The sequence below is a fragment of the Citrobacter sp. Cu233 genome, from assembly GCF_030332225.1.
Taxonomy (GTDB): domain Bacteria; phylum Pseudomonadota; class Gammaproteobacteria; order Enterobacterales; family Enterobacteriaceae; genus Citrobacter.
Genome location: NZ_JAOWIF010000028.1, coordinates 646,830 through 664,462, shown reverse-complemented (window position 1 = coordinate 664,462; position 17,633 = coordinate 646,830). Strand labels below are relative to the sequence as shown.

Sequence of the window (17,633 nt, the reverse complement as noted above, 5' to 3'; positions counted from 1 at the left end):
TGCCTTATTCTTCGCGAATGCCGGAAAGTTCTGCACGGGAGATAACCAGAAGGGCGCGCTCGATAACCGGGCTGTCGACCATCTTGCCGTTCAGGGAAACGACGCCACGGCCTTCACGGGCGGCGGCTTCAGCGGCTTCTACCACCAGACGTGCGTGAGCCAGCTCTTTGCGCGTCGGGGCATACAGGTTGTGCAGGAGTTCAATCTGACGCGGGTTGATGAGCGACTTACCATCAAAACCCAGTTGCTTGATGTGTGCTGCTTCGTGCAGGAAACCCGCTTCGTTATTGGCATCGGAATAGACGGTATCGAACGCCTGAATGCCGGCGGAACGCGCAGCCTGCAGAATTGAGCAACGTGCAAACAGCAGTTCGGTGCCTTCCGGGGAGCGTTCGGTACGCAGGTTACGTACGTAGTCTTCTGCGCCGAGGGCAATACCGATCAGACGCTCGGAAGCGTGGGCAATTTCTACCGCGCGGGTAATACCTAATGGTGATTCGATAGCGGCTAACAGACCGGTGCTGCCGGGTTCACGACCACAGGCGTTTTCAATACGCAGGATTTCGCTTTCGATATCGGTGACATCCTGGGCGGTATCCGTTTTGGGTAAACGCACGATGTCAGCGCCACCGCGTACGACGGCTTCGAGGTCATTGATGCCCCATTCGGAGTCGAGGGCGTTAACGCGCACGATAGTTTCAACATCGTGATACAGCGGATGCTGCAGCGCGTGATATACCATGCGGCGCGCAGTGTCTTTCTCCCGCAGAGCGACGGAGTCTTCCAGGTCGAACATCAGCGCATCTGCCGGGTAGATGAATGAGTTGCTGACCATTGCGGCGTTAGCGCCTGGTACGAACAACATGCTGCGACGTGTGCGGGATTTACGTTGTTGTAAAGAATCGGAAATCATTGGCAATCCTCCCATGGCAGTGCCGGAATGCCGCTGGCACGGGCCAGTAATGCTTCCAGTCGCGCACGTAAAATGCAGTCCAGTGCGCCTTTATCATCAACATTTAATTGCACGCCGCGGACGTTATAGCGGGACAGAACGTCCAGAATGGTGGCCCTGATGGCATCACCGAACTGCTTTTCGACGCTACTGTTAACCTGCAGGTCAATATCCTGCGTATCGAGCGGGGCGATGCGGATCATCACATCACCGGACTCGAGAGTGCCTGCGACGGCTGCCTGGTTTATTTTCATTTTTCACCTGTTGCTAATGCGGGGGTATTTTGGCGGACTGTCGCAGCCGATGAGGTTCGCTCAACCATGCTTTGCAAGTAGTGCAGCGTGGCTTCGGGAACCAGGGATGCGATAGCCGTGAGATCTTTTTTAACCAGCAGCTTGCGCACCCAGGAGGCGGAAATCGGCATCTCCTGGAAACACAGCCGCTCAATTTCCACCAGTTCAATCGGCGGGGCGGGAAGTGTTGGGGTCTCCAGCCAGTAGCGCATATCGTTGTTGTACTGGGAGGTGACGGTGCAATACGGCTCAGTACCGACGAAACGGTGCGTAACGCCGAGTGCCGGTGCCAGGTACTGACGGAAAATTTTCAGGTCTATTTCGGTATAGCAGTGGTTAATAACGCTCTGCTCTTTAATGAAGTAGCACGGGAACGTGGCGCGAGAGATGATGTATTCCGAACCGCGGTGTACGGTTAAACGTGGAATATCTTTTGTCCCTTTGAGTACCAGGTCCAGTCGGTCTTCATATGGGAAACGCGAAGTATCTTCTTTCACCAAAAACACATGCAGCCAGTCGCACTGTGCGGCGGCTTGTTGGATCAGAAAACGGTGCCCGTTGGTGAAGGGGTTGGCGTTCATCACGATACAGCCAATTTTTTTCCCTTCACGGCGCTGTTTTGTCAGTGATTCAGCGTAACGTTTGAGGCGAGTGGTGCTGTTTTCCATCAGCACCATAATGCCGGGCACACTGGTCAGCGTCGAAAAACCGCACTGCTTAAACAGTGACTCATACTCGGTTTTGGTATAGATGAAGAGATGGGTGCAATGCCGCTCGTAGGCGAGATTGATTAACTCAGTCGCCAGCGTCAACGCTAAGCCTTCACCGCGAACGGATTCACAGATCGCGACGCATTTAATGATATTGCCGGCGATACCGCCACAAGCGATTAGGCGGTCGTTACGGGTGACGGTGATAAATACTTCGACGGTGGTATCAACGCTCAAATCGTTCTCTTTCAGAAATTGAGCGATAACCGCCATCTTTTTATTTTCTGAGCGTTTAACTTGCGTGAATATATTATTACCGAACATAGTAAATAGAGCCCCGATGGTATATTTGTTACTGGGTTTCTGTTTTTGTTGCTCTGTTTAGCAACCTGATAACGTTTTGTTTGCAATTGAAGGGAATGTTTTTTTATTACGGAGTATTTCTTTTTTTCCCTGCTGCATACATCGTAAGGAGTATTTGGGAGGTAAATTTTGATTTATTTCACAATAACTTAGATGGTTTTTATGTGTTTTATGGTTTTAAGTTTTTTAATTAATTTAACCCGGAAATAGCATGTGGTTTTTATTTGTTTAATTGATTTAAGGTGGGGAATCTGTAACGATCCTATTTTAGGCCGTGACTTGTAAATAAAACATTTTTATTACAAATACAACGAAAAATAAGTTTCGGTTAACGTCGGTGAGGAAAAAACATGTCGGAAAAGAAAAATAAAACACGGTTTCCTTTTTTTCGCAGCCTGGCGTTTCCGTTGCGTATCTTTCTACTCATTCTGGTCGTTTCTGTTTTTATCATCGCGGCATTAGCACAATACTTTACCGCCAGCTTTGAAGATTATCTGGCAACGCATGTCCGTGATATGGCAATGAATCAGGCGAAAATTATCGCCTCGAACGACAGCATTATTACTGCTGTGAAGCACCGTGATTACAAGCGTCTGGCAACGATAGCGGATAAGTTGCAGAGCGGGACTGACTTTGATTATGTGGTTATCGGTGATACCCACTCGATCCGTCTTTATCACCCTAATCCGGATAAAATTGGCTACCCCATGCAGTTCACCAAACCCGGAGCACTGGAGAAAGGGGAAAGCTACTTTATTACCGGTAAAGGGTCTATCGGGATGGCGATGCGCGCCAAAACCCCTATCTTTGATGATGATGGTAAAATCATCGGTGTTGTCTCAATTGGCTACCTGATCAGTAAAATCGACAGCTGGCGCTCGGATTTCTTACTTCCGATGGCAGGGGTGTTCATTCTATTGTTACTGGTGCTTATGTTACTTTCCTGGTTTTTTGCCGCCCATATTCGACGCCAGATGTTGGGTATGGAACCCAAACAAATCGCGCGGGTAGTACGTCAGCAGGAAGCGCTGTTTAGCTCAGTGTACGAAGGCTTAATTGCTGTTGATCCTGAAGGGTGCATTACGGCGATAAACCGCAGCGCGAGAAAAATGCTGGGGCTTTCGTCGCCTGGACGTAAGTGGTTGGGTAAGCCGGTTGCAGACGTTGTTCAGCCAGCAGACTTTTTTACCCAGCAGATTGCGGAAAAGCGTCAGGATGCGATGGTTAACTTTAATGGGTTGAGTGTTATTGCCAACCGCGAGGCTATCCGCTCAGGCAACGAACTGCTCGGGGCTATCATCAGCTTTCGTAGCAAAGATGAAATTGCGACCCTGAATGCCCAGCTAACACAAATCAAACAGTATGTAGAAAGTCTGAGAACGCTACGTCATGAACACCTGAACTGGATGTCCACCATCAATGGTCTGCTACAAATGAAAGAGTATGACCGGGTGCTGGCCATGGTTCAGGGAGAGTCGCAGGCGCAGCAGCAACTCATTGATAGCCTGCGCGGCGCTTTTGCCGATCGTCAGGTTGCGGGCCTGCTGTTTGGCAAGGTGCAGCGTGCGCGAGAACTGGGTCTCACAATGACCATTGTACCTGGCAGTCAACTGCATAAGCTTCCTGAGGGATTGGATAGCACAGAGTTTGCAGCAATTGTTGGTAATCTGCTTGATAATGCTTTTGAAGCCAGTTTGCGTACCCAGCAGGGTAACAAGGTCGTTGAACTCTATCTGAGCGATGAGGGCGATGAGGTGATCATCGAAGTCGCCGATCAAGGTTGTGGCGTACCGGAAGCATTGCGCGAAAAAATATTTGAACAGGGTGTGAGCACTCGTACCGATGAACCAGGCGAACATGGCATCGGTTTGTATCTGATTGCAAGTTATGTGAGGCGCTGTAATGGGGTTATTACGCTCGAAGATAATGATCCCTGCGGTACCTTATTTTCTTTATTTCTTCCGAAAGTGAAAAAAAACAATGACGGAACCATTAACGCTGTTGATCGTTGAGGATGAAACGCTACTGGCGGAAATGCATGCTGAATATATCCGCCATATACCCGGTTTCAGCCAGATATGGCTGGCGGGTAATCTTGAGCAAGCAAGGATGATGATTGAGCGCTTCAAGCCAGGTCTGATTCTTCTGGATAACTACTTGCCGGATGGCAAGGGCATAACTCTGTTACACGAGCTGACTCAGGCACGCTACCCTGGCGGCGTGGTGTTTACCACGGCGGCCAGTGATATGGATACGGTCTCAGAAGCCGTACGCAGCGGAGCGTTTGATTATCTGGTTAAACCCATAGCCTACGAGCGACTGGGGCAGACGCTTACCCGGTATCAGCAACGCAGAAGAATGCTGGCAGGTAATGACAGTGCCAGCCAAAAACAGATTGATGAAATGTTTAATGCCTATGCGCGCGGTGAGCCGAAAGGGGATTTACCGACGGGGATCGACGCGCTAACGCTGAATGCGGTACTGAAGTTGTTTGCTGACCCGACGGTGCACCATACTGCGGAAACGATCGCCCAGGCGCTTACCATCAGCCGTACAACATCCAGACGTTACCTGGAGTACTGTGCCAGCCGCCATTTGATCATTGCGGAGATTATTCACGGGAAGGTAGGTAGACCGCAACGTATTTACCACGGCGGCTAATACACGTCATCTTTTAAGCTGCCTCCTGGTTGGCTGCGTGAAGAAACCCCAGTCACATAGTTATCTATGCTCCTGGGGATGTCTTCACTTGCCGCCTCGATGCAGCTTAAATGATTTTGTGTATCACGGTCGGATAATGAAAGTTATCGTCAACCGCCAATCAGGGCGGAGGTCGCGGGTACCATCACCTCAGTGGCGATAATCACAATTAGCAGTCCGACCATCACCGGAACAGAAGTCCGTTTTACGACTTCAAACGGTGAAATCTTCGCCATCCCAGCGACAGCCACAACCACACCGGATACCGGGGAGATTGTGCGTCCGAGGTTTGACGCCTGCAGCATTGGGATCGAAAGGTAGGCAGGGTTGATACCGGAAGAGTGCGCCAGTTTTGGGATCATCTCAACGAAGGCGTAGAAAGGCGCGTTACCGGAGCCCGTGGTCATTGCGGCCAGCATGGTCAGGATCACCAGGACCAGCATCAGAATAATACTCGCAGAACCAAATGAGGTGGCGATAGAGATCAGACTCTGAATAAAGCCAATGGTGCTCAGACCCTGAGCAAATACACCGGCTGCAACTAATAGCATGACGACGTTAGCAAAGGCATCTGCCATTCCACGGTAGGCGACTTCAAGACCTGAAAAAACCTTCTGGGTGTTGAATCCGCGGATGAACTCCAGCACTGCGGCAATAAGCATGCACAGCACCAGAATCGTGATGATGTGCAGTTGCGGGCCCCATTTACCATCAAAAATCAGTACACCGACGATCGGGGTAAACGGCAGAATGGCGTAAAACGAGGGGGCTGTGGTGGTGATTTCTGCCACATCTAACATTTCGTGAGAGATGTTCTCTTTTTTATCCAGATAGCGCTGCCAGAAGTAATGGGCAATCGCCATACCAATAATGGCGGCAATGGAAATCGGCAGCGTGGTTTTAAACGCAAAGTCGATCAGTGGCATTTCCGCTGCTTTTGCAGCCAGCACGACATCTCCGGAAGTGGGAGAAAGAATGATTGCGGCAGGGGAGGCGCAAATGGCCGCCGCAGCACCACGACTGATCCCAACGTTAACCATGACTGGAAAGAGTGTCGCCATCAGCAGCACGCCCAGCCCGGTTGCCGAAGAGACGGCCAGTGACATCAGGCAGGCAACAAAATAGGCGGCAATCATTAGCATGTAAGGCGAGTTGATATATTGCAGGGGTTTGGAGGCCAGCTTAACGACCATATCGTTTGCGCCGATATGCGTCATGTAGGCAGCAAAACCACACAGCATCATAATCATCATGCCAAGGTCGCCGCCGCGGCTCATTAGCAAAATTTTAATATATTCAACAATATCTGTCGCAGTATAGCCGGTACTTTCGGCACTGCCGGGCAGAACTTTATGTCCCATCAGGGCGCTGATAATCAATAAAACCAGCCCCCCGACAAACAATACGCCGGTCGCGGAATAACCTTTAATGATGTAGCGAGCTACACCCACAATAACAACGACTCCAATAAGGAGTTCTATAAATGTCAACATTGTTTCCCCTGTCATATTGACGCCCGGAAAGTAAAAAAACTAAAAAAAGCATAAAGCGGTGTGAGAATGTGCCTAATAAACACCTGCCCTTTGCTGATTAAAATCAATAAAAATACGGATTCAACCAATGGTATAGCCATTTTTTTAACATCGAGGATGAACAGGGAATGCGACATTCAAAAAGTGTGAAGTAGTCTGTGGTTGTGTGCTATTTGATATTGCATTGTTATTTAATTGTTAAGTTGTTGTTTATTTTGTTAACCATTGCATGCGGAAAGAACAATTTACTGATATTAAGAAAATAACAGTCATTTTTATAAACCTCATTAAATATATGGAAATAATCTGAAATTCATCCATAGAGAATATTCTTATTTTTATATTTGCCCATTTCGTTAAGCTAAAATTTAGGATGTATTTGCTACAATAAATATGAGATTCCAAAATGGTAATTAAGTTGTGATTGTCGCAAAACGCTATTTCCTTATTTTTTCATTTCTTTTTACTCAGTTGGCTGTTATGCCACAGGTCATCGCTGAAGATAAAGGCTGGTTTGACACTTTTAAAGATAATGTCAGTGAAACCTGGCAGCAACCCGAACATTATGATCTGTATGTGCCGGCCATTACCTGGCATGCGCGTTTTGCCTACGATAAAGAGAAAACCGATCGGTACAACGAACGTCCCTGGGGGGCAGGATTTGGTCAGTCCCGCTGGGATGATAAAGGTAATTGGCACGGGCTCTATATTATGGCCTTCAAGGACTCCTTCAATAAGTGGGAACCGATTGGCGGCTATGGCTGGGAAAAAACCTGGCGACCGCTGGCCGATGATAATTTCCGTCTTGGGCTGGGCTATACAGCTGGTTTCACCGCGCGCGATAACTGGAACTATATTCCCGTGCCATTGATCCTGCCGTTGGCATCGATAGGCTATGGCCCGGCAACGTTCCAGATGACCTACATTCCGGGTACGTATAACAACGGAAATGTCTACTTTGCCTGGATGCGTTTCCAGTTTTGACAGACTACCTGTATTGTCAGGTGGATTATTATAAACTTGTTTAAAAACAGATATATATGTTGTTTGTCTGAAAAATAACGCGACATTTATCACTTTTTGACAAAGTTCGACTGGACAAAGTGCACCACAATTGTTGTACTGATACCCGACACAGCATTTGTGTCTATTTTTCATGTAAAGGTAATTTTGATGTCTAAGATTAAAGGTAACGTTAAGTGGTTTAATGAGTCCAAAGGATTCGGTTTCATTACTCCGGAAGATGGCAGCAAAGATGTGTTCGTACACTTCTCTGCAATCCAGACCAATGGTTTTAAAACTCTGGCTGAAGGTCAGCGCGTAGAGTTCGAAATCACTAACGGTGCCAAAGGCCCTTCTGCTGCAAACGTAATCGCTCTGTAAGCATACGACAGCAAGAATTCAAAACCCGCTTAATTGCGGGTTTTTTTTCGTTTAGTGTGCAGGAGAGGCTGAAACCAGCCAGAACGCCAGAGCCGTCATCGCAAATGACCCCAACAGGTTAACCAGCACATTCACCATTGCCCAACCAAAGCGTCCTTCCTGCAGCAAAAATACCACTTCTGCCGAGAAGGTTGAAAACGTCGTCAATCCCCCGCAGAAACCGGTGGTAATGAGCACTTTCCACATGGGATCAATGTTTGTCATGCGGTTAAACCACGCCAGCCCCATGCCAATGATAAACGCGCCAATCAGATTTGCTGCCAGCGTACCGAATGGGATGGCCTGATGTAGCGGATTGAACCGCATGCTTAACATCCATCTTGCTACGCTTCCTGTACCGCCACCGATAAAAACTGCTAAAAGGAGTTGTAACACTGCGTAATCCTGCTATTTGATTGTATATAGCGTGAGTGTAACGCCGAATAATCGCTGTTGGCGAGCTTAACCAATTTTTCTGGAGGGAATATGTTTGTTGCAGCAGGGCAATTTGCCGTGGGTCCCTCGTGGGAAAAAAATGCGGAAACGTGTGTCCAGTTAATGTCTCAGGCCGCAGGAGAAGGAGTATCTCTGTTGGTCTTGCCGGAAGCGCTGTTGGCCCGTGACGATCTCGACCCCGATCTATCGGTGAAGTCGGCTCAGCTACTGGAGGGCGGTTTTTTGACGCGGCTACAGCGAGAGAGCGCGCAAAACGAGATGACGACGATTCTGACGATTCATGTTCCCTCTGTGCCTGGCCGGGCGTTGAACATGCTGGTTGCGCTACGCGGAGGCCGGGTTGTTGCCCACTACGCAAAATTACATCTCTATGATGCCTTTTCGATTCAGGAGTCGCGGAATGTCGATGCAGGTGAGGCTGTAGCGCCATTGCTGGACGTAGACGGATTAAAGGTAGGGTTAATGACCTGCTATGACCTGCGCTTTCCTGAACTGGCATTGGCGCTCGCGTTACAGGGGGCTGAAATCCTGGTCTTACCGGCTGCCTGGGTTCGTGGTTCGCTGAAAGAGCATCATTGGACAACACTGCTGGCGGCAAGGGCCCTCGATGCGACCTGTTATGTGGTTGCAGCAGGGGAGTGTGGTAACAAGAATATCGGTCAAAGCCGGGTTATCGATCCGTTTGGCGTGACGATTGCCGCTGCGGCGGAAACGCCCGCGCTGATAATGACGGAGGTTTCGGCTGAGCGGGTGAGGCAGGTCAGGGCGCAACTTCCGGTGTTACGTAACCGCCGCTTTGCGCCACCGCAATTATTATGACGTTTTTTTAAACAAGGCTTGATTCACCTTGTTACAGATTGCTATTGTGTGCGCGCGTCGAAAGGCCGTTAATATTCTCAGGTTAATATGGCGCTTTATGCAGCCTGGTTTAAGTTAAGAAGGTATCTATGGGTGAGATTAGTATTACCAAACTGCTGGTGGTTGCCGCACTGGTCGTTCTGCTGTTTGGTACCAAGAAGTTACGTACACTGGGTGGAGACCTGGGAACGGCAATTAAAGGCTTCAAGAAAGCGATGAACGATGATAATGCCGATGCTAAGAAAGATGCTGACGGTAGCGTTCAGACAGAGAAGCTTTCCCATAAAGAGTAATGTCAGGAGCACGATGCTCATACTGCATACTCTGCATGAAAAAAAACCGGCAATTGCCGGTTTTTTTATTGCTGAAATGTAAGTGAGTATTACACGATCACTTCACTTCCAACCCTTTCGCCTGCATGTCCGCATGGTAAGAAGAACGAACAAATGGGCCACAGGCTGCATGGGTAAAGCCCATTGCCATGGCTTCAGCCTTCATTTCATCAAACTCGTCCGGGCTTACGTAGCGCTGAACCGGCAGATGGTGACGGCTGGGTTGTAAATACTGGCCCAGCGTCAGCATTGTCACGCCGTGACTGCGCAGATCGCGCATAACCTCAATGATTTCAGCATTGGTTTCGCCCAGACCCACCATCAGACCGGATTTGGTTGGGATTTCAGGATGCGCTTCCTTGAAACGTTCCAGAAGCTTCAGTGACCAGTTGTAATCAGCCCCAGGGCGTACGTTGCGGTAAATACGCGGAACGTTCTCGAGGTTATGGTTAAACACGTCTGGTGGGGTGGCTGTGAGGATATCCAGCGCACGATCCATACGGCCACGGAAGTCAGGTACCAGCGTTTCGATTTTAATCGACGGGCTTTTCTCGCGGATTGCGGTGATACAATCAGCGAAATGCTGAGCGCCACCGTCGCGGAGATCGTCGCGGTCAACGGAGGTGATGACGACATAGCGCAGCGCCATGTCCGCAATCGTCTGAGCCAGCTTTAACGGTTCGTTAGCATCAGGGGCAACCGGGCGACCATGGGCAACGTCACAGAATGGGCAGCGGCGGGTACAGATTGCGCCGAGGATCATAAAGGTCGCGGTCCCGTGGTTGAAACATTCTGCCAGGTTAGGGCAGGACGCTTCTTCGCAGACAGAGTGCAGGCCATTTTTGCGCATCGCTGCTTTGATACCCTGGATGCGAGTGGAGTCCGCTGGCAGTTTTATTTTCATCCATTCCGGTTTACGCAGCAGGGCTTCGCGCTCTGTTGCTACATTTTTTACCGGGATAAGAGCCATCTTATCGGCATCGCGGTATTTAACACCGCGTTCCATCACAATGGGTTTACTCATAGCTTGCGTGTTCCAGTTGCGAATTACGAAGGAAAGCGTTTCAATTCAAGGGAATGTTGCATTTATCAACTATTTTTGAATTAGTGGTACGCAGTATATCATTGAAACGGGCCAGAAAGCAGCCTGACAGGCTGGCAAAATGTAAAATAGTTGTTGTTTTGTGCCATTTGCCACAACATATGCTGCGGCAAACTATAACCTGTTTTTCAGTCTTCAATGTACGCGTGGGGGGGATTGCCCAACAGCGCTAAAATGTTAGCCAGCAGACGAGGGCGAACGCTCTCGGTTGTTGCCGTACTGTCCCACTGCGAGACTTTTGCCATTTCCATTCCGGCATAACCACAGGGGTTGATGCGCAGGAAAGGCGATAGATCCATATCTACGTTGAGCGCTAAGCCGTGAAACGAGCAGCCTCTACGGATACGTAGCCCTAATGAGCAGATTTTTTTTTCGCCGACATATACTCCCGGCGCATCAGCGCGCGGATGGGCCTCAATACCTATCTCCGCAAGCGTATTCACCACGGTTTGTTCCAGCAGTGTTACCAGTTCACGTACGCCCAGTTTGCGGCGTTTGAGGTTCAACAGAACATACATAACCTGCTGACCCGGTCCGTGGTATGTCACCTGGCCGCCCCGATCGCTCTGGATAACGGGAATATCACCGGGCATCAGTACGTGCTCTGCTTTACCTGCCTGACCCTGGGTAAAGACAGGGTAATGCTCTACCAGCCAGATTTCATCATGGCTGTTTTCATCGCGGGTATCGGTGAATTCGTGCATGGCCAGAGAGACTGGCTCGTAGGGCTGAAGACCGAGCTGGCGGACAAGAATTTTATCCTGGTACAAAACGGCATCTCCGTAGATACTCGTCGTCTTTCAAGCTGCAACAGCGTTGGCTTTACTCACCCCTTCGGGGTCAGCGTAAGCGCTGTTCAGACTGGCTGCACCAGTTTGCCTCACTCACTCCGGTCACTTGCTTCTGTAAGCTCCTGGAGATTCGCTGCGTCGCCGCCTTGCTGCTGCTCGAAATCCATACAGTAGAGAATGTAAAATAGGGGAAAAGTATATCACAGCGGGAGAGGGGTTACCCGAGCGAGAATGCAGCGGGTAACCGACAGGTTTTTACAGCACCATACGTACGATATCGATATTACCTAATTCTTCGTACAGCGTTTCAACCTGCTCAATGTGTGTCGCATTAATAGTGATTGAGACCGAGTGGTAATTGCCTTTGCTGCTCGGTTTTACCGTTGGGGAGTAATCACCTGGCGCATGGCGCTGTACCACTTCAACCACCTGATCAACCAGCTCAGGCAACGCCTGCCCCATTACTTTGTAAGTAAATGGAGTAGGGAATTCAAGCAGTTCGTTAAGTTTGGTTTTCATGTCAGCTCCGGCGTTACATCAAAAAATAATAACTCCCACAGAGCGTGGGAGTTATCTGGATACTTAGTATATGGGGACGTAAATCACACTTTCAAGTGTTCAATTTTTAGCCAAACCAGTGATGGAACATTAATTTAATATAATCAATGATTTTACCAAAGAAGTTGCCTTCCGGGATTTCCTGCAGAACCACCAGTGGACGCTGCTCAATGGTTTTGCCATCAAGCTGGAAGTTGATGGTGCCGACAACCTGGTTTTTCTGCAGCGGAGCATGCAGTTCCGTGGTGTTCAGAACATAGCTGGCTTTCAGATCTTTCATGCGGCCGCGTGGAATAGTCAGGTAGACATCTTTATCGACACCTAACGACGCACGATCGGTATTACCAAACCAGGCGGGCTCTGAGGCAAACTCTTTGCCGACTTTCAACGGGTTTACGGTTTCAAAGAAACGGAAGCCCCAGGTCAGCAGCTTTTTACTTTCGGTTTCACGACCTTTATAGGTGCGACCCCCCATCACGGCTGAGATCAGACGCATCTGACCTTCCGTCGCGGAGGCAACAAGGTTATAACCCGCTTTGTCAGTATGGCCGGTTTTGATACCGTCAACATTCAGGCTGTTATCCCACAGCAGACCGTTACGGTTGAGCTGGCGGATGCCGTTAAAGGTGAACTCTTTTTCTTTATAGATAGAGTATTCGTTAGGTACATCGCGGATCAGAGCCTGACCAATCAGCGCCATATCGCGGGCTGAGCTGTACTGGCCTTCCGCATCCAGGCCATGTACGGTCTGGAAGTGGGTGTTTTTCAGCCCCAGCGCATTAACATAGCTGTTCATCAGGCCGACGAAAGCATCCTGACTTCCGGCAGAAAAGTCTGCCATTGCCACACAGGCATCGTTACCGGATTGCAGGTTGATACCACGGATTAGCTGCGATACTGGCACCTGCATGCCCGGCTTGAGGAACATCAGGGACGAACCTTTAAAGACAGGGTTTCCCGTAGCCCAGGCGTCGTTGCCGACGGTGACCAAATCGGTTTCTTTGAATTTCCCTGCTTTCATTGCCTGTCCGATGACGTAGCTGGTCATCATTTTGGTCAGGCTGGCGGGATCGCGGCGAGAGTCCGCATTCTGTTCTGCCAGAACTTTGCCTGAATTGTAGTCAATCAGGATATACGACTCCGCATCGATCTGCGGAACACCCGGGATCATGGTTTTAATATTCAGGTCATCTGCATGGGCAGCAGAAAGAGAGGCTGCGCAGAGAGCCGCGGTGAGCGCCATGCGCTGCACGAAACGAGCGGAAAAAGTGGTCTTCATGGTCTGAACTACGACGTCCGTGGTGAAATTAAAAAAAAGTGCCCTACTATAGCAAATGCATAACTCACAGGCATCTGACTTTCCGCGTGACTTTGTTAATGTCGTTTACAGAAACTGACAACTTAGATGCCGGGTTTACGTTATTACACGCCGGTGATGAAGGACTGTAATTGCGCCTCGGATTGAAGACGCTGTTGCAGTGTGGAGGCTTCAGCTTTGCTGGCGAATGGCCCCATCTGAATACGCCAAACGGCGCCGTTTTGCACTACCCTGCCCGGAACGCCAAACTGCTGACTTAAACGCTTTTGATACTGCTGTGCACGAGCCTGTTCACTTACCGCACCAACCTGAACGACGTAACGACCGTTGGCTGCGGCTGCCGGAGTGGCAACGGCAGCGGCCGGTGCTGCTGCGACAGTCGGTGTTGTGGCTGGTGCAGTAACTGGGGCGGCCGGTTGTGGCGCAGGCGTCGGTTCGCTACCTTCAAGCACGCCGGAAGCGAGCGTGGTAGGTGCGCCGAGGAAACCACCGCTGTTTACTGGTGCTCCGGTAGGGTCATCGCTTTTCAGCGTGGAATTGCTGATCGGGCGGATATCACCTTGTGGCTGACCCGCATCCGGTGTAGCAGGCATGCTGCCGCCACCGCTTAAATCAGGGCGAGAGGGCAGGGCATAGGTTTGTTTGGCCACTGTCGTACAGGCCATACCTGGGCCGGACAGAGAGCCATCCTGTGCGACAATGATAGGATCGATACGCACTTTCGTGTTGTTAGATGTGTTCAGACGATCGGCTGCTGCTCGCGACAGCGAAATGACGCGATCGTTGCCATATGGCCCACGATCGTTAATGCGTACGACGATCATTCGACCGTTTGCCAGGTTAGTAATTCTGGCATAGCTTGGAATGGGGAGTGTCGGATGCGCAGCGGTCAGCTGCATCGGGTCGAACGCTTCACCTGAGGCGGTTAAATTACTTCCTGGCTCCGCATCGTAAATGGCGGCCAGTCCAGCCTGGCTAAAGCGGGAGGGATCCTGGACTATCTTGTAGCTCTTACCGTCACGCTGATAGTCCTGATTCGCCGTTGGGTTCAGGGGTTCAAAGCGCGGATCGGCCCCGCTGATTTCAACAATCGGACCATTACACACCGCAGGCTGCGGCGCGACGGCAGCCTGCTGCTGACCATCATCACTTGAACACGCCGCGAGCATTCCTGCTGCGATGCAGATTCCAATCCACTGCTTACGCATTGCGTACCCCTTACACGCTTTTCGACAACATTTTTCTATGGGTGTGGATCGACATGACAATCCCGAACCCGGCCATCAGCACGATCAGTGCAGAGCCTCCGTAACTGACCAGTGGGAGTGGAACCCCAACTACAGGCAGAATACCGCTCACCATACCAATATTTACGAAGACATAAACGAATAATATCAACATTAAACCACCGGCCATGACGCGACCAAAGGTTGTTTGCGCGTGGGCGGCAATCCACAATCCGCGCATTATCAGCAAAATGTACAGGGCAAGCAGGATTAAAATCCCAACCAGACCCAGCTCTTCCGCCAGTACTGCAAAGATAAAGTCAGTATGACGTTCGGGCAAAAACTCCAACTGCGACTGCGTACCATGCAACCAGCCTTTGCCGCGTAGCCCACCTGAACCAATAGCAATTTTAGACTGAATAATGTGATAGCCCGCGCCCAGTGGATCGGTTTCCGGGTCGAGAAGCATCATCACGCGTTGTCGCTGGTAATCATGCATCAGGAAGAACCACAATATTGGAATAAATGCGGCCACCAGAACCACAGCAACGCCGATTAAACGCCAGCTCAGGCCAGAGAGAAACAAGACAAACAGGCCGGAAAGAGCAACCAGGATTGAGGTTCCAAGGTCAGGCTGCGCGGCAACCAGCAGCGTGGGCATAAAAATGAGCACCAGCGCAATAGCCGTATTCTTCAGCGAAGGTGGGCAGACATCGCGGTTGATAAAGCGCGCCACCATCAGCGGGACGGCTATCTTGGCAATTTCCGAGGGCTGAAAACGCACGATTCCCAAATCCAACCAACGTTGTGCGCCTTTGGAAATGGCGCCGAAGGCATCGACAGCAACCAACAGGATGATACAGAAGATATAGAGGTACGGTGCCCAACCTTCATAGACTCTGGGGGGAATTTGCGCCATCACCACCATGATGACCAGCCCCATAGCGATCTGGCCTACCTTACGTTCCATCATGCCAATATCCTGGCCGCTGGCGCTCCAGATGACCAGCGAGCTGTATACCAGCAGAGCCAGCAAGATAAGTAACATTGTGGGATCGATATGAATTTTGTCCCAGAATGTCTTTTTGTTCGGATTATCCGTCACGATTATTGGTCCTCACCTGCTGCAACCGCCGGGTTTTCAGCAGGCAGATTGGTGTTATTGTCGCCCAACATAATGTGGTCAAGGATCTGGCGCATGAGTGTACCTACCGCCGGACCGGCCCCACCGTTTTCGAGGATCATCGCGACGGCGACCTCGGGTTTGTCATAGGGCGCGAATGCAGTCATCAGTTTGTGGTCGCGTAAACGTTCGGCGATCTTATGTGCGTTATAGGTTTCATTGGCTTTCAGGCCAAATACCTGCGCGGTACCGGATTTCGCCGCAATTTTGTAGGGGGCGCCAGCAAAATACTTGTGCGCAGTCCCATTAGGGCGATTCGCTACACCGTACATACCGTCTTTGGCGATTTCCCAGTAGCCAGAATGAATGTCACCGACAGGAGGCTCATGCGGCTGTATCCACGGCACTTGCTTGCCGTTTTCCGCTGTGCTCATCAGCAGATGCGGGACTTTCACCATGCCGTCGTTGATGAGGATCATCAGCGCCTTACTCATCTGGATAGGTGTTGCTGTCCAGTAGCCCTGACCGATACCGACAGGGATTGTATCACCCTGGTACCAGGGCTTTTTAAACCGTTTTTGCTTCCACTCGCGGGTTGGCATGTTACCCGCGCGCTCTTCAGCGAGATCGATGCCCGTATAATGACCGTAACCAAACTTGCTCATCCACTCAGAAAGACGGTCAATCCCCATATCATAGGCGATTTGATAGAAAAACGTATCAGCGGACTCTTCCAGAGAACGGGTGATGTTCAGATGACCGTGTCCCCATTTTTTCCAGTCGCGGTAACGTTTCTCTGAACCGGGTAATTGCCACCAACCCGGATCGAATAGCCCGGTATTGCGGGTAATAACACCTGCGCTTAACGCAGAGACCGCAACATAAGGTTTAACCGTGGACGCCGGAGGGTAAACACCTTGCGTGGCGCGGTTAACCAGAGGGGTATTGGGGTCATTGAGTAACCCGGAATAATCTTTGCTGGAGATGCCGTCCACGAACAGGTTCGGATCGTAGCTGGGCATAGATACCAGTGCCAGGACACCGCCAGTACGTGGGTCTGTGACCACGACGGCGGCACGGCTACCTGCCAGTAGCGTTTCAATGTATTGCTGGAGTTTTAAATCAAGCGTCAGATAGATATCGTGCCCGGCCTGCGGGGCGACTTCTTTGAGCTGTCGAATTACGCGGCCACGGTTATTGACTTCAACCTCTTCATAACCTGTTTGACCATGAAGTACGTCCTCGTAATAGCGCTCGATACCCAGCTTGCCGATGTCATGTGTGGCTGCATAGTTGGCCAGCTTGCCGTCTTTATCCAGACGTTCAACGTCTTTATCGTTGATCTTCGATACGTAACCAATCACGTGGGTCAGTGCAGAACCGTACGGATAATAGCGGCGTTTATAGCCTTTGACCTCGACGCCGGGGAAACGATACTGATTCACGGCAAAGCGTGCGACCTGAACTTCAGTCAGGTTGGTTTTTACCGGGATCGAGGTGAAGCGGTGCGAGCGGGCACGCTCTTTTTTAAAGGCTGCAATATCGTCATCGCTCAGATCCACGACGTTGCGTAGCGCGTCGAGGGTATCCTGAATATTGTCGACCTTCTCCGGCATCATTTCTATCTGATAAATAGTGCGGTTAAGGGCGAGAGGAATTCCGTTGCGGTCATAAATGATGCCGCGGCTGGGGGCGATAGGCACCAGTTTGATGCGGTTCTCGTTCGAACGGGTCTGATAGTCAGTAAAACGAACGATTTGCAGATTATAAAGATTGGCGATTAGCACGCCAGTGAGCAGCAAAATCCCCAAAAAAGCGACCAGCGCCCGGCGCACAAACAGCGCGGACTCAGCCGTATAGTCGCGAAAAGAATTCTGTAGTTTCATCCGCTGCTTAA

Annotated in this window: 18 protein-coding genes; 6 read left to right on the top strand and 12 right to left on the bottom strand. The window is 50.4% G+C overall.

Features of this window, described 5'->3' with window-relative positions; translation table 11 throughout:
• Nucleotides 1–4: 4 nt before the first annotated feature.
• From OGX95_RS03980 to citC, 3 genes are read right to left on the bottom strand one after another with little or no spacing between them, the layout of a single operon-like run.
• The gene (locus OGX95_RS03980) at nucleotides 5–913 is read right to left on the bottom strand and encodes an aldolase/citrate lyase family protein (RefSeq protein WP_137384520.1); all 909 of its coding nucleotides are present in this window, start codon (nucleotides 911–913) and stop codon (nucleotides 5–7) included.
• The gene (gene citD / locus OGX95_RS03975) at nucleotides 910–1,206 is read right to left on the bottom strand and encodes a citrate lyase acyl carrier protein (protein WP_005120843.1); all 297 of its coding nucleotides are present in this window, start codon (nucleotides 1,204–1,206) and stop codon (nucleotides 910–912) included. The genes OGX95_RS03980 and citD overlap by 4 nt, the downstream gene beginning before the upstream one ends.
• Nucleotides 1,203–2,279, bottom strand: a complete 1,077-nt coding sequence (gene citC, locus OGX95_RS03970; protein ID WP_286628381.1) for a [citrate (pro-3S)-lyase] ligase — start codon at nucleotides 2,277–2,279, stop codon at nucleotides 1,203–1,205. Before citC ends, citD begins: the two co-directional genes overlap by 4 nt.
• 389 nt (nucleotides 2,280–2,668) lie before the next feature.
• On the opposite strand from citC, the gene dpiB reads away from it, so the two are divergent.
• Entirely contained in the window at nucleotides 2,669–4,330 is a 1,662-nt protein-coding gene (dpiB, locus tag OGX95_RS03965) for a sensor histidine kinase DpiB (RefSeq protein WP_286628380.1), read from the top strand.
• Nucleotides 4,299–4,979 carry a two-component response regulator DpiA gene (gene dpiA / locus OGX95_RS03960; RefSeq protein ID WP_271442590.1) on the top strand — a complete coding sequence of 227 codons (681 nt, stop codon included), beginning with the start codon at nucleotides 4,299–4,301 and terminating at the stop codon, nucleotides 4,977–4,979. The genes dpiB and dpiA overlap by 32 nt, the downstream gene beginning before the upstream one ends.
• A gap of 149 nt (nucleotides 4,980–5,128) precedes the next feature.
• Here dpiA and dcuC read toward each other — a convergent pair whose 3' ends face one another.
• Entirely contained in the window at nucleotides 5,129–6,511 is a 1,383-nt protein-coding gene (gene dcuC, locus OGX95_RS03955) for an anaerobic C4-dicarboxylate transporter DcuC (protein WP_137384517.1), read from the bottom strand.
• Nucleotides 6,512–6,970: 459 nt separating this feature from the next.
• Between dcuC and pagP the strand changes: the two genes are divergently transcribed.
• Nucleotides 6,971–7,534: a lipid IV(A) palmitoyltransferase PagP gene (gene pagP, locus OGX95_RS03950; RefSeq protein WP_353655417.1), complete on the top strand. Its 564-nt coding sequence runs from the start codon at nucleotides 6,971–6,973 to the stop codon at nucleotides 7,532–7,534.
• Nucleotides 7,535–7,723: 189 nt separating this feature from the next.
• Nucleotides 7,724–7,933, top strand: coding sequence for a transcription antiterminator/RNA stability regulator CspE (cspE, locus tag OGX95_RS03945; protein ID WP_000034825.1), 210 nt, complete (start codon nucleotides 7,724–7,726; stop codon nucleotides 7,931–7,933).
• Between the two features lie 51 nt (nucleotides 7,934–7,984).
• Here the strand turns inward: cspE and crcB are convergent, their stop codons facing one another.
• A complete protein-coding gene (crcB, locus tag OGX95_RS03940; protein WP_043015566.1) occupies nucleotides 7,985–8,368 on the bottom strand; it encodes a fluoride efflux transporter CrcB in 384 nt (127 codons plus the stop codon).
• 90 nt (nucleotides 8,369–8,458) lie between these two features.
• Here crcB and OGX95_RS03935 point away from each other — a divergent pair, with 90 nt between their 5' ends.
• Nucleotides 8,459–9,247: a deaminated glutathione amidase gene (locus OGX95_RS03935; RefSeq protein WP_286628379.1), complete on the top strand. Its 789-nt coding sequence runs from the start codon at nucleotides 8,459–8,461 to the stop codon at nucleotides 9,245–9,247.
• Nucleotides 9,248–9,375: 128 nt separating this feature from the next.
• On the top strand, nucleotides 9,376–9,579 hold the full coding sequence (gene tatE, locus OGX95_RS03930) for a twin-arginine translocase subunit TatE (protein WP_048212302.1): 204 nt from the start codon (nucleotides 9,376–9,378) through the stop codon (nucleotides 9,577–9,579).
• 97 nt (nucleotides 9,580–9,676) lie between these two features.
• Here the strand turns inward: tatE and lipA are convergent, their stop codons facing one another.
• The 7 genes from lipA to mrdA form a co-directional block, all read right to left on the bottom strand.
• Complete coding sequence (lipA, locus tag OGX95_RS03925) at nucleotides 9,677–10,642, bottom strand: lipoyl synthase (RefSeq protein ID WP_003022702.1); 966 nt, start codon at nucleotides 10,640–10,642, stop codon at nucleotides 9,677–9,679.
• A gap of 206 nt (nucleotides 10,643–10,848) precedes the next feature.
• Nucleotides 10,849–11,490 carry a lipoyl(octanoyl) transferase LipB gene (gene lipB / locus OGX95_RS03920; RefSeq protein ID WP_286628378.1) on the bottom strand — a complete coding sequence of 214 codons (642 nt, stop codon included), beginning with the start codon at nucleotides 11,488–11,490 and terminating at the stop codon, nucleotides 10,849–10,851.
• Between the two features lie 276 nt (nucleotides 11,491–11,766).
• Nucleotides 11,767–12,030: a DUF493 family protein YbeD gene (gene ybeD, locus OGX95_RS03915; RefSeq protein WP_000850547.1), complete on the bottom strand. Its 264-nt coding sequence runs from the start codon at nucleotides 12,028–12,030 to the stop codon at nucleotides 11,767–11,769.
• Nucleotides 12,031–12,136: 106 nt separating this feature from the next.
• A complete protein-coding gene (dacA, locus tag OGX95_RS03910; RefSeq protein ID WP_137384513.1) occupies nucleotides 12,137–13,348 on the bottom strand; it encodes a D-alanyl-D-alanine carboxypeptidase DacA in 1,212 nt (403 codons plus the stop codon).
• 143 nt (nucleotides 13,349–13,491) lie between these two features.
• A complete protein-coding gene (gene rlpA, locus OGX95_RS03905) occupies nucleotides 13,492–14,595 on the bottom strand; it encodes an endolytic peptidoglycan transglycosylase RlpA (protein WP_286628377.1) in 1,104 nt (367 codons plus the stop codon).
• 10 nt (nucleotides 14,596–14,605) lie between these two features.
• Entirely contained in the window at nucleotides 14,606–15,718 is a 1,113-nt protein-coding gene (mrdB, locus tag OGX95_RS03900) for a peptidoglycan glycosyltransferase MrdB (RefSeq protein ID WP_003022718.1), read from the bottom strand.
• A 2-nt stretch (nucleotides 15,719–15,720) separates the two neighbouring features.
• The gene (gene mrdA / locus OGX95_RS03895) at nucleotides 15,721–17,622 is read right to left on the bottom strand and encodes a peptidoglycan DD-transpeptidase MrdA (RefSeq protein WP_286628376.1); all 1,902 of its coding nucleotides are present in this window, start codon (nucleotides 17,620–17,622) and stop codon (nucleotides 15,721–15,723) included.
• Nucleotides 17,623–17,633 lie beyond the last annotated feature (11 nt).

Bases quoted from the DNA above. Each gene is read 5' to 3' on its own strand.
- ybeD (WP_000850547.1), bottom strand. From the start codon at position 12,030: ATGAAAACCAAACTTAACGAACTGCTTGAATTCCCTACTCCATTTACT.
- OGX95_RS03980 (WP_137384520.1), bottom strand. From the start codon at position 913: ATGATTTCCGATTCTTTACAACAACGTAAATCCCGCACACGTCGCAGC.
- rlpA (WP_286628377.1), bottom strand. From the start codon at position 14,595: ATGCGTAAGCAGTGGATTGGAATCTGCATCGCAGCAGGAATGCTCGCG.
- citC (WP_286628381.1), bottom strand. From the start codon at position 2,279: ATGTTCGGTAATAATATATTCACGCAAGTTAAACGCTCAGAAAATAAA.
- dpiA (WP_271442590.1), top strand. From the start codon at position 4,299: ATGACGGAACCATTAACGCTGTTGATCGTTGAGGATGAAACGCTACTG.
- dacA (WP_137384513.1), bottom strand. From the start codon at position 13,348: ATGAAGACCACTTTTTCCGCTCGTTTCGTGCAGCGCATGGCGCTCACC.
- mrdA (WP_286628376.1), bottom strand. From the start codon at position 17,622: ATGAAACTACAGAATTCTTTTCGCGACTATACGGCTGAGTCCGCGCTG.
- cspE (WP_000034825.1), top strand. From the start codon at position 7,724: ATGTCTAAGATTAAAGGTAACGTTAAGTGGTTTAATGAGTCCAAAGGA.
- lipA (WP_003022702.1), bottom strand. From the start codon at position 10,642: ATGAGTAAACCCATTGTGATGGAACGCGGTGTTAAATACCGCGATGCC.
- citD (WP_005120843.1), bottom strand. From the start codon at position 1,206: ATGAAAATAAACCAGGCAGCCGTCGCAGGCACTCTCGAGTCCGGTGAT.
- dcuC (WP_137384517.1), bottom strand. From the start codon at position 6,511: ATGTTGACATTTATAGAACTCCTTATTGGAGTCGTTGTTATTGTGGGT.
- OGX95_RS03935 (WP_286628379.1), top strand. From the start codon at position 8,459: ATGTTTGTTGCAGCAGGGCAATTTGCCGTGGGTCCCTCGTGGGAAAAA.
- tatE (WP_048212302.1), top strand. From the start codon at position 9,376: ATGGGTGAGATTAGTATTACCAAACTGCTGGTGGTTGCCGCACTGGTC.
- dpiB (WP_286628380.1), top strand. From the start codon at position 2,669: ATGTCGGAAAAGAAAAATAAAACACGGTTTCCTTTTTTTCGCAGCCTG.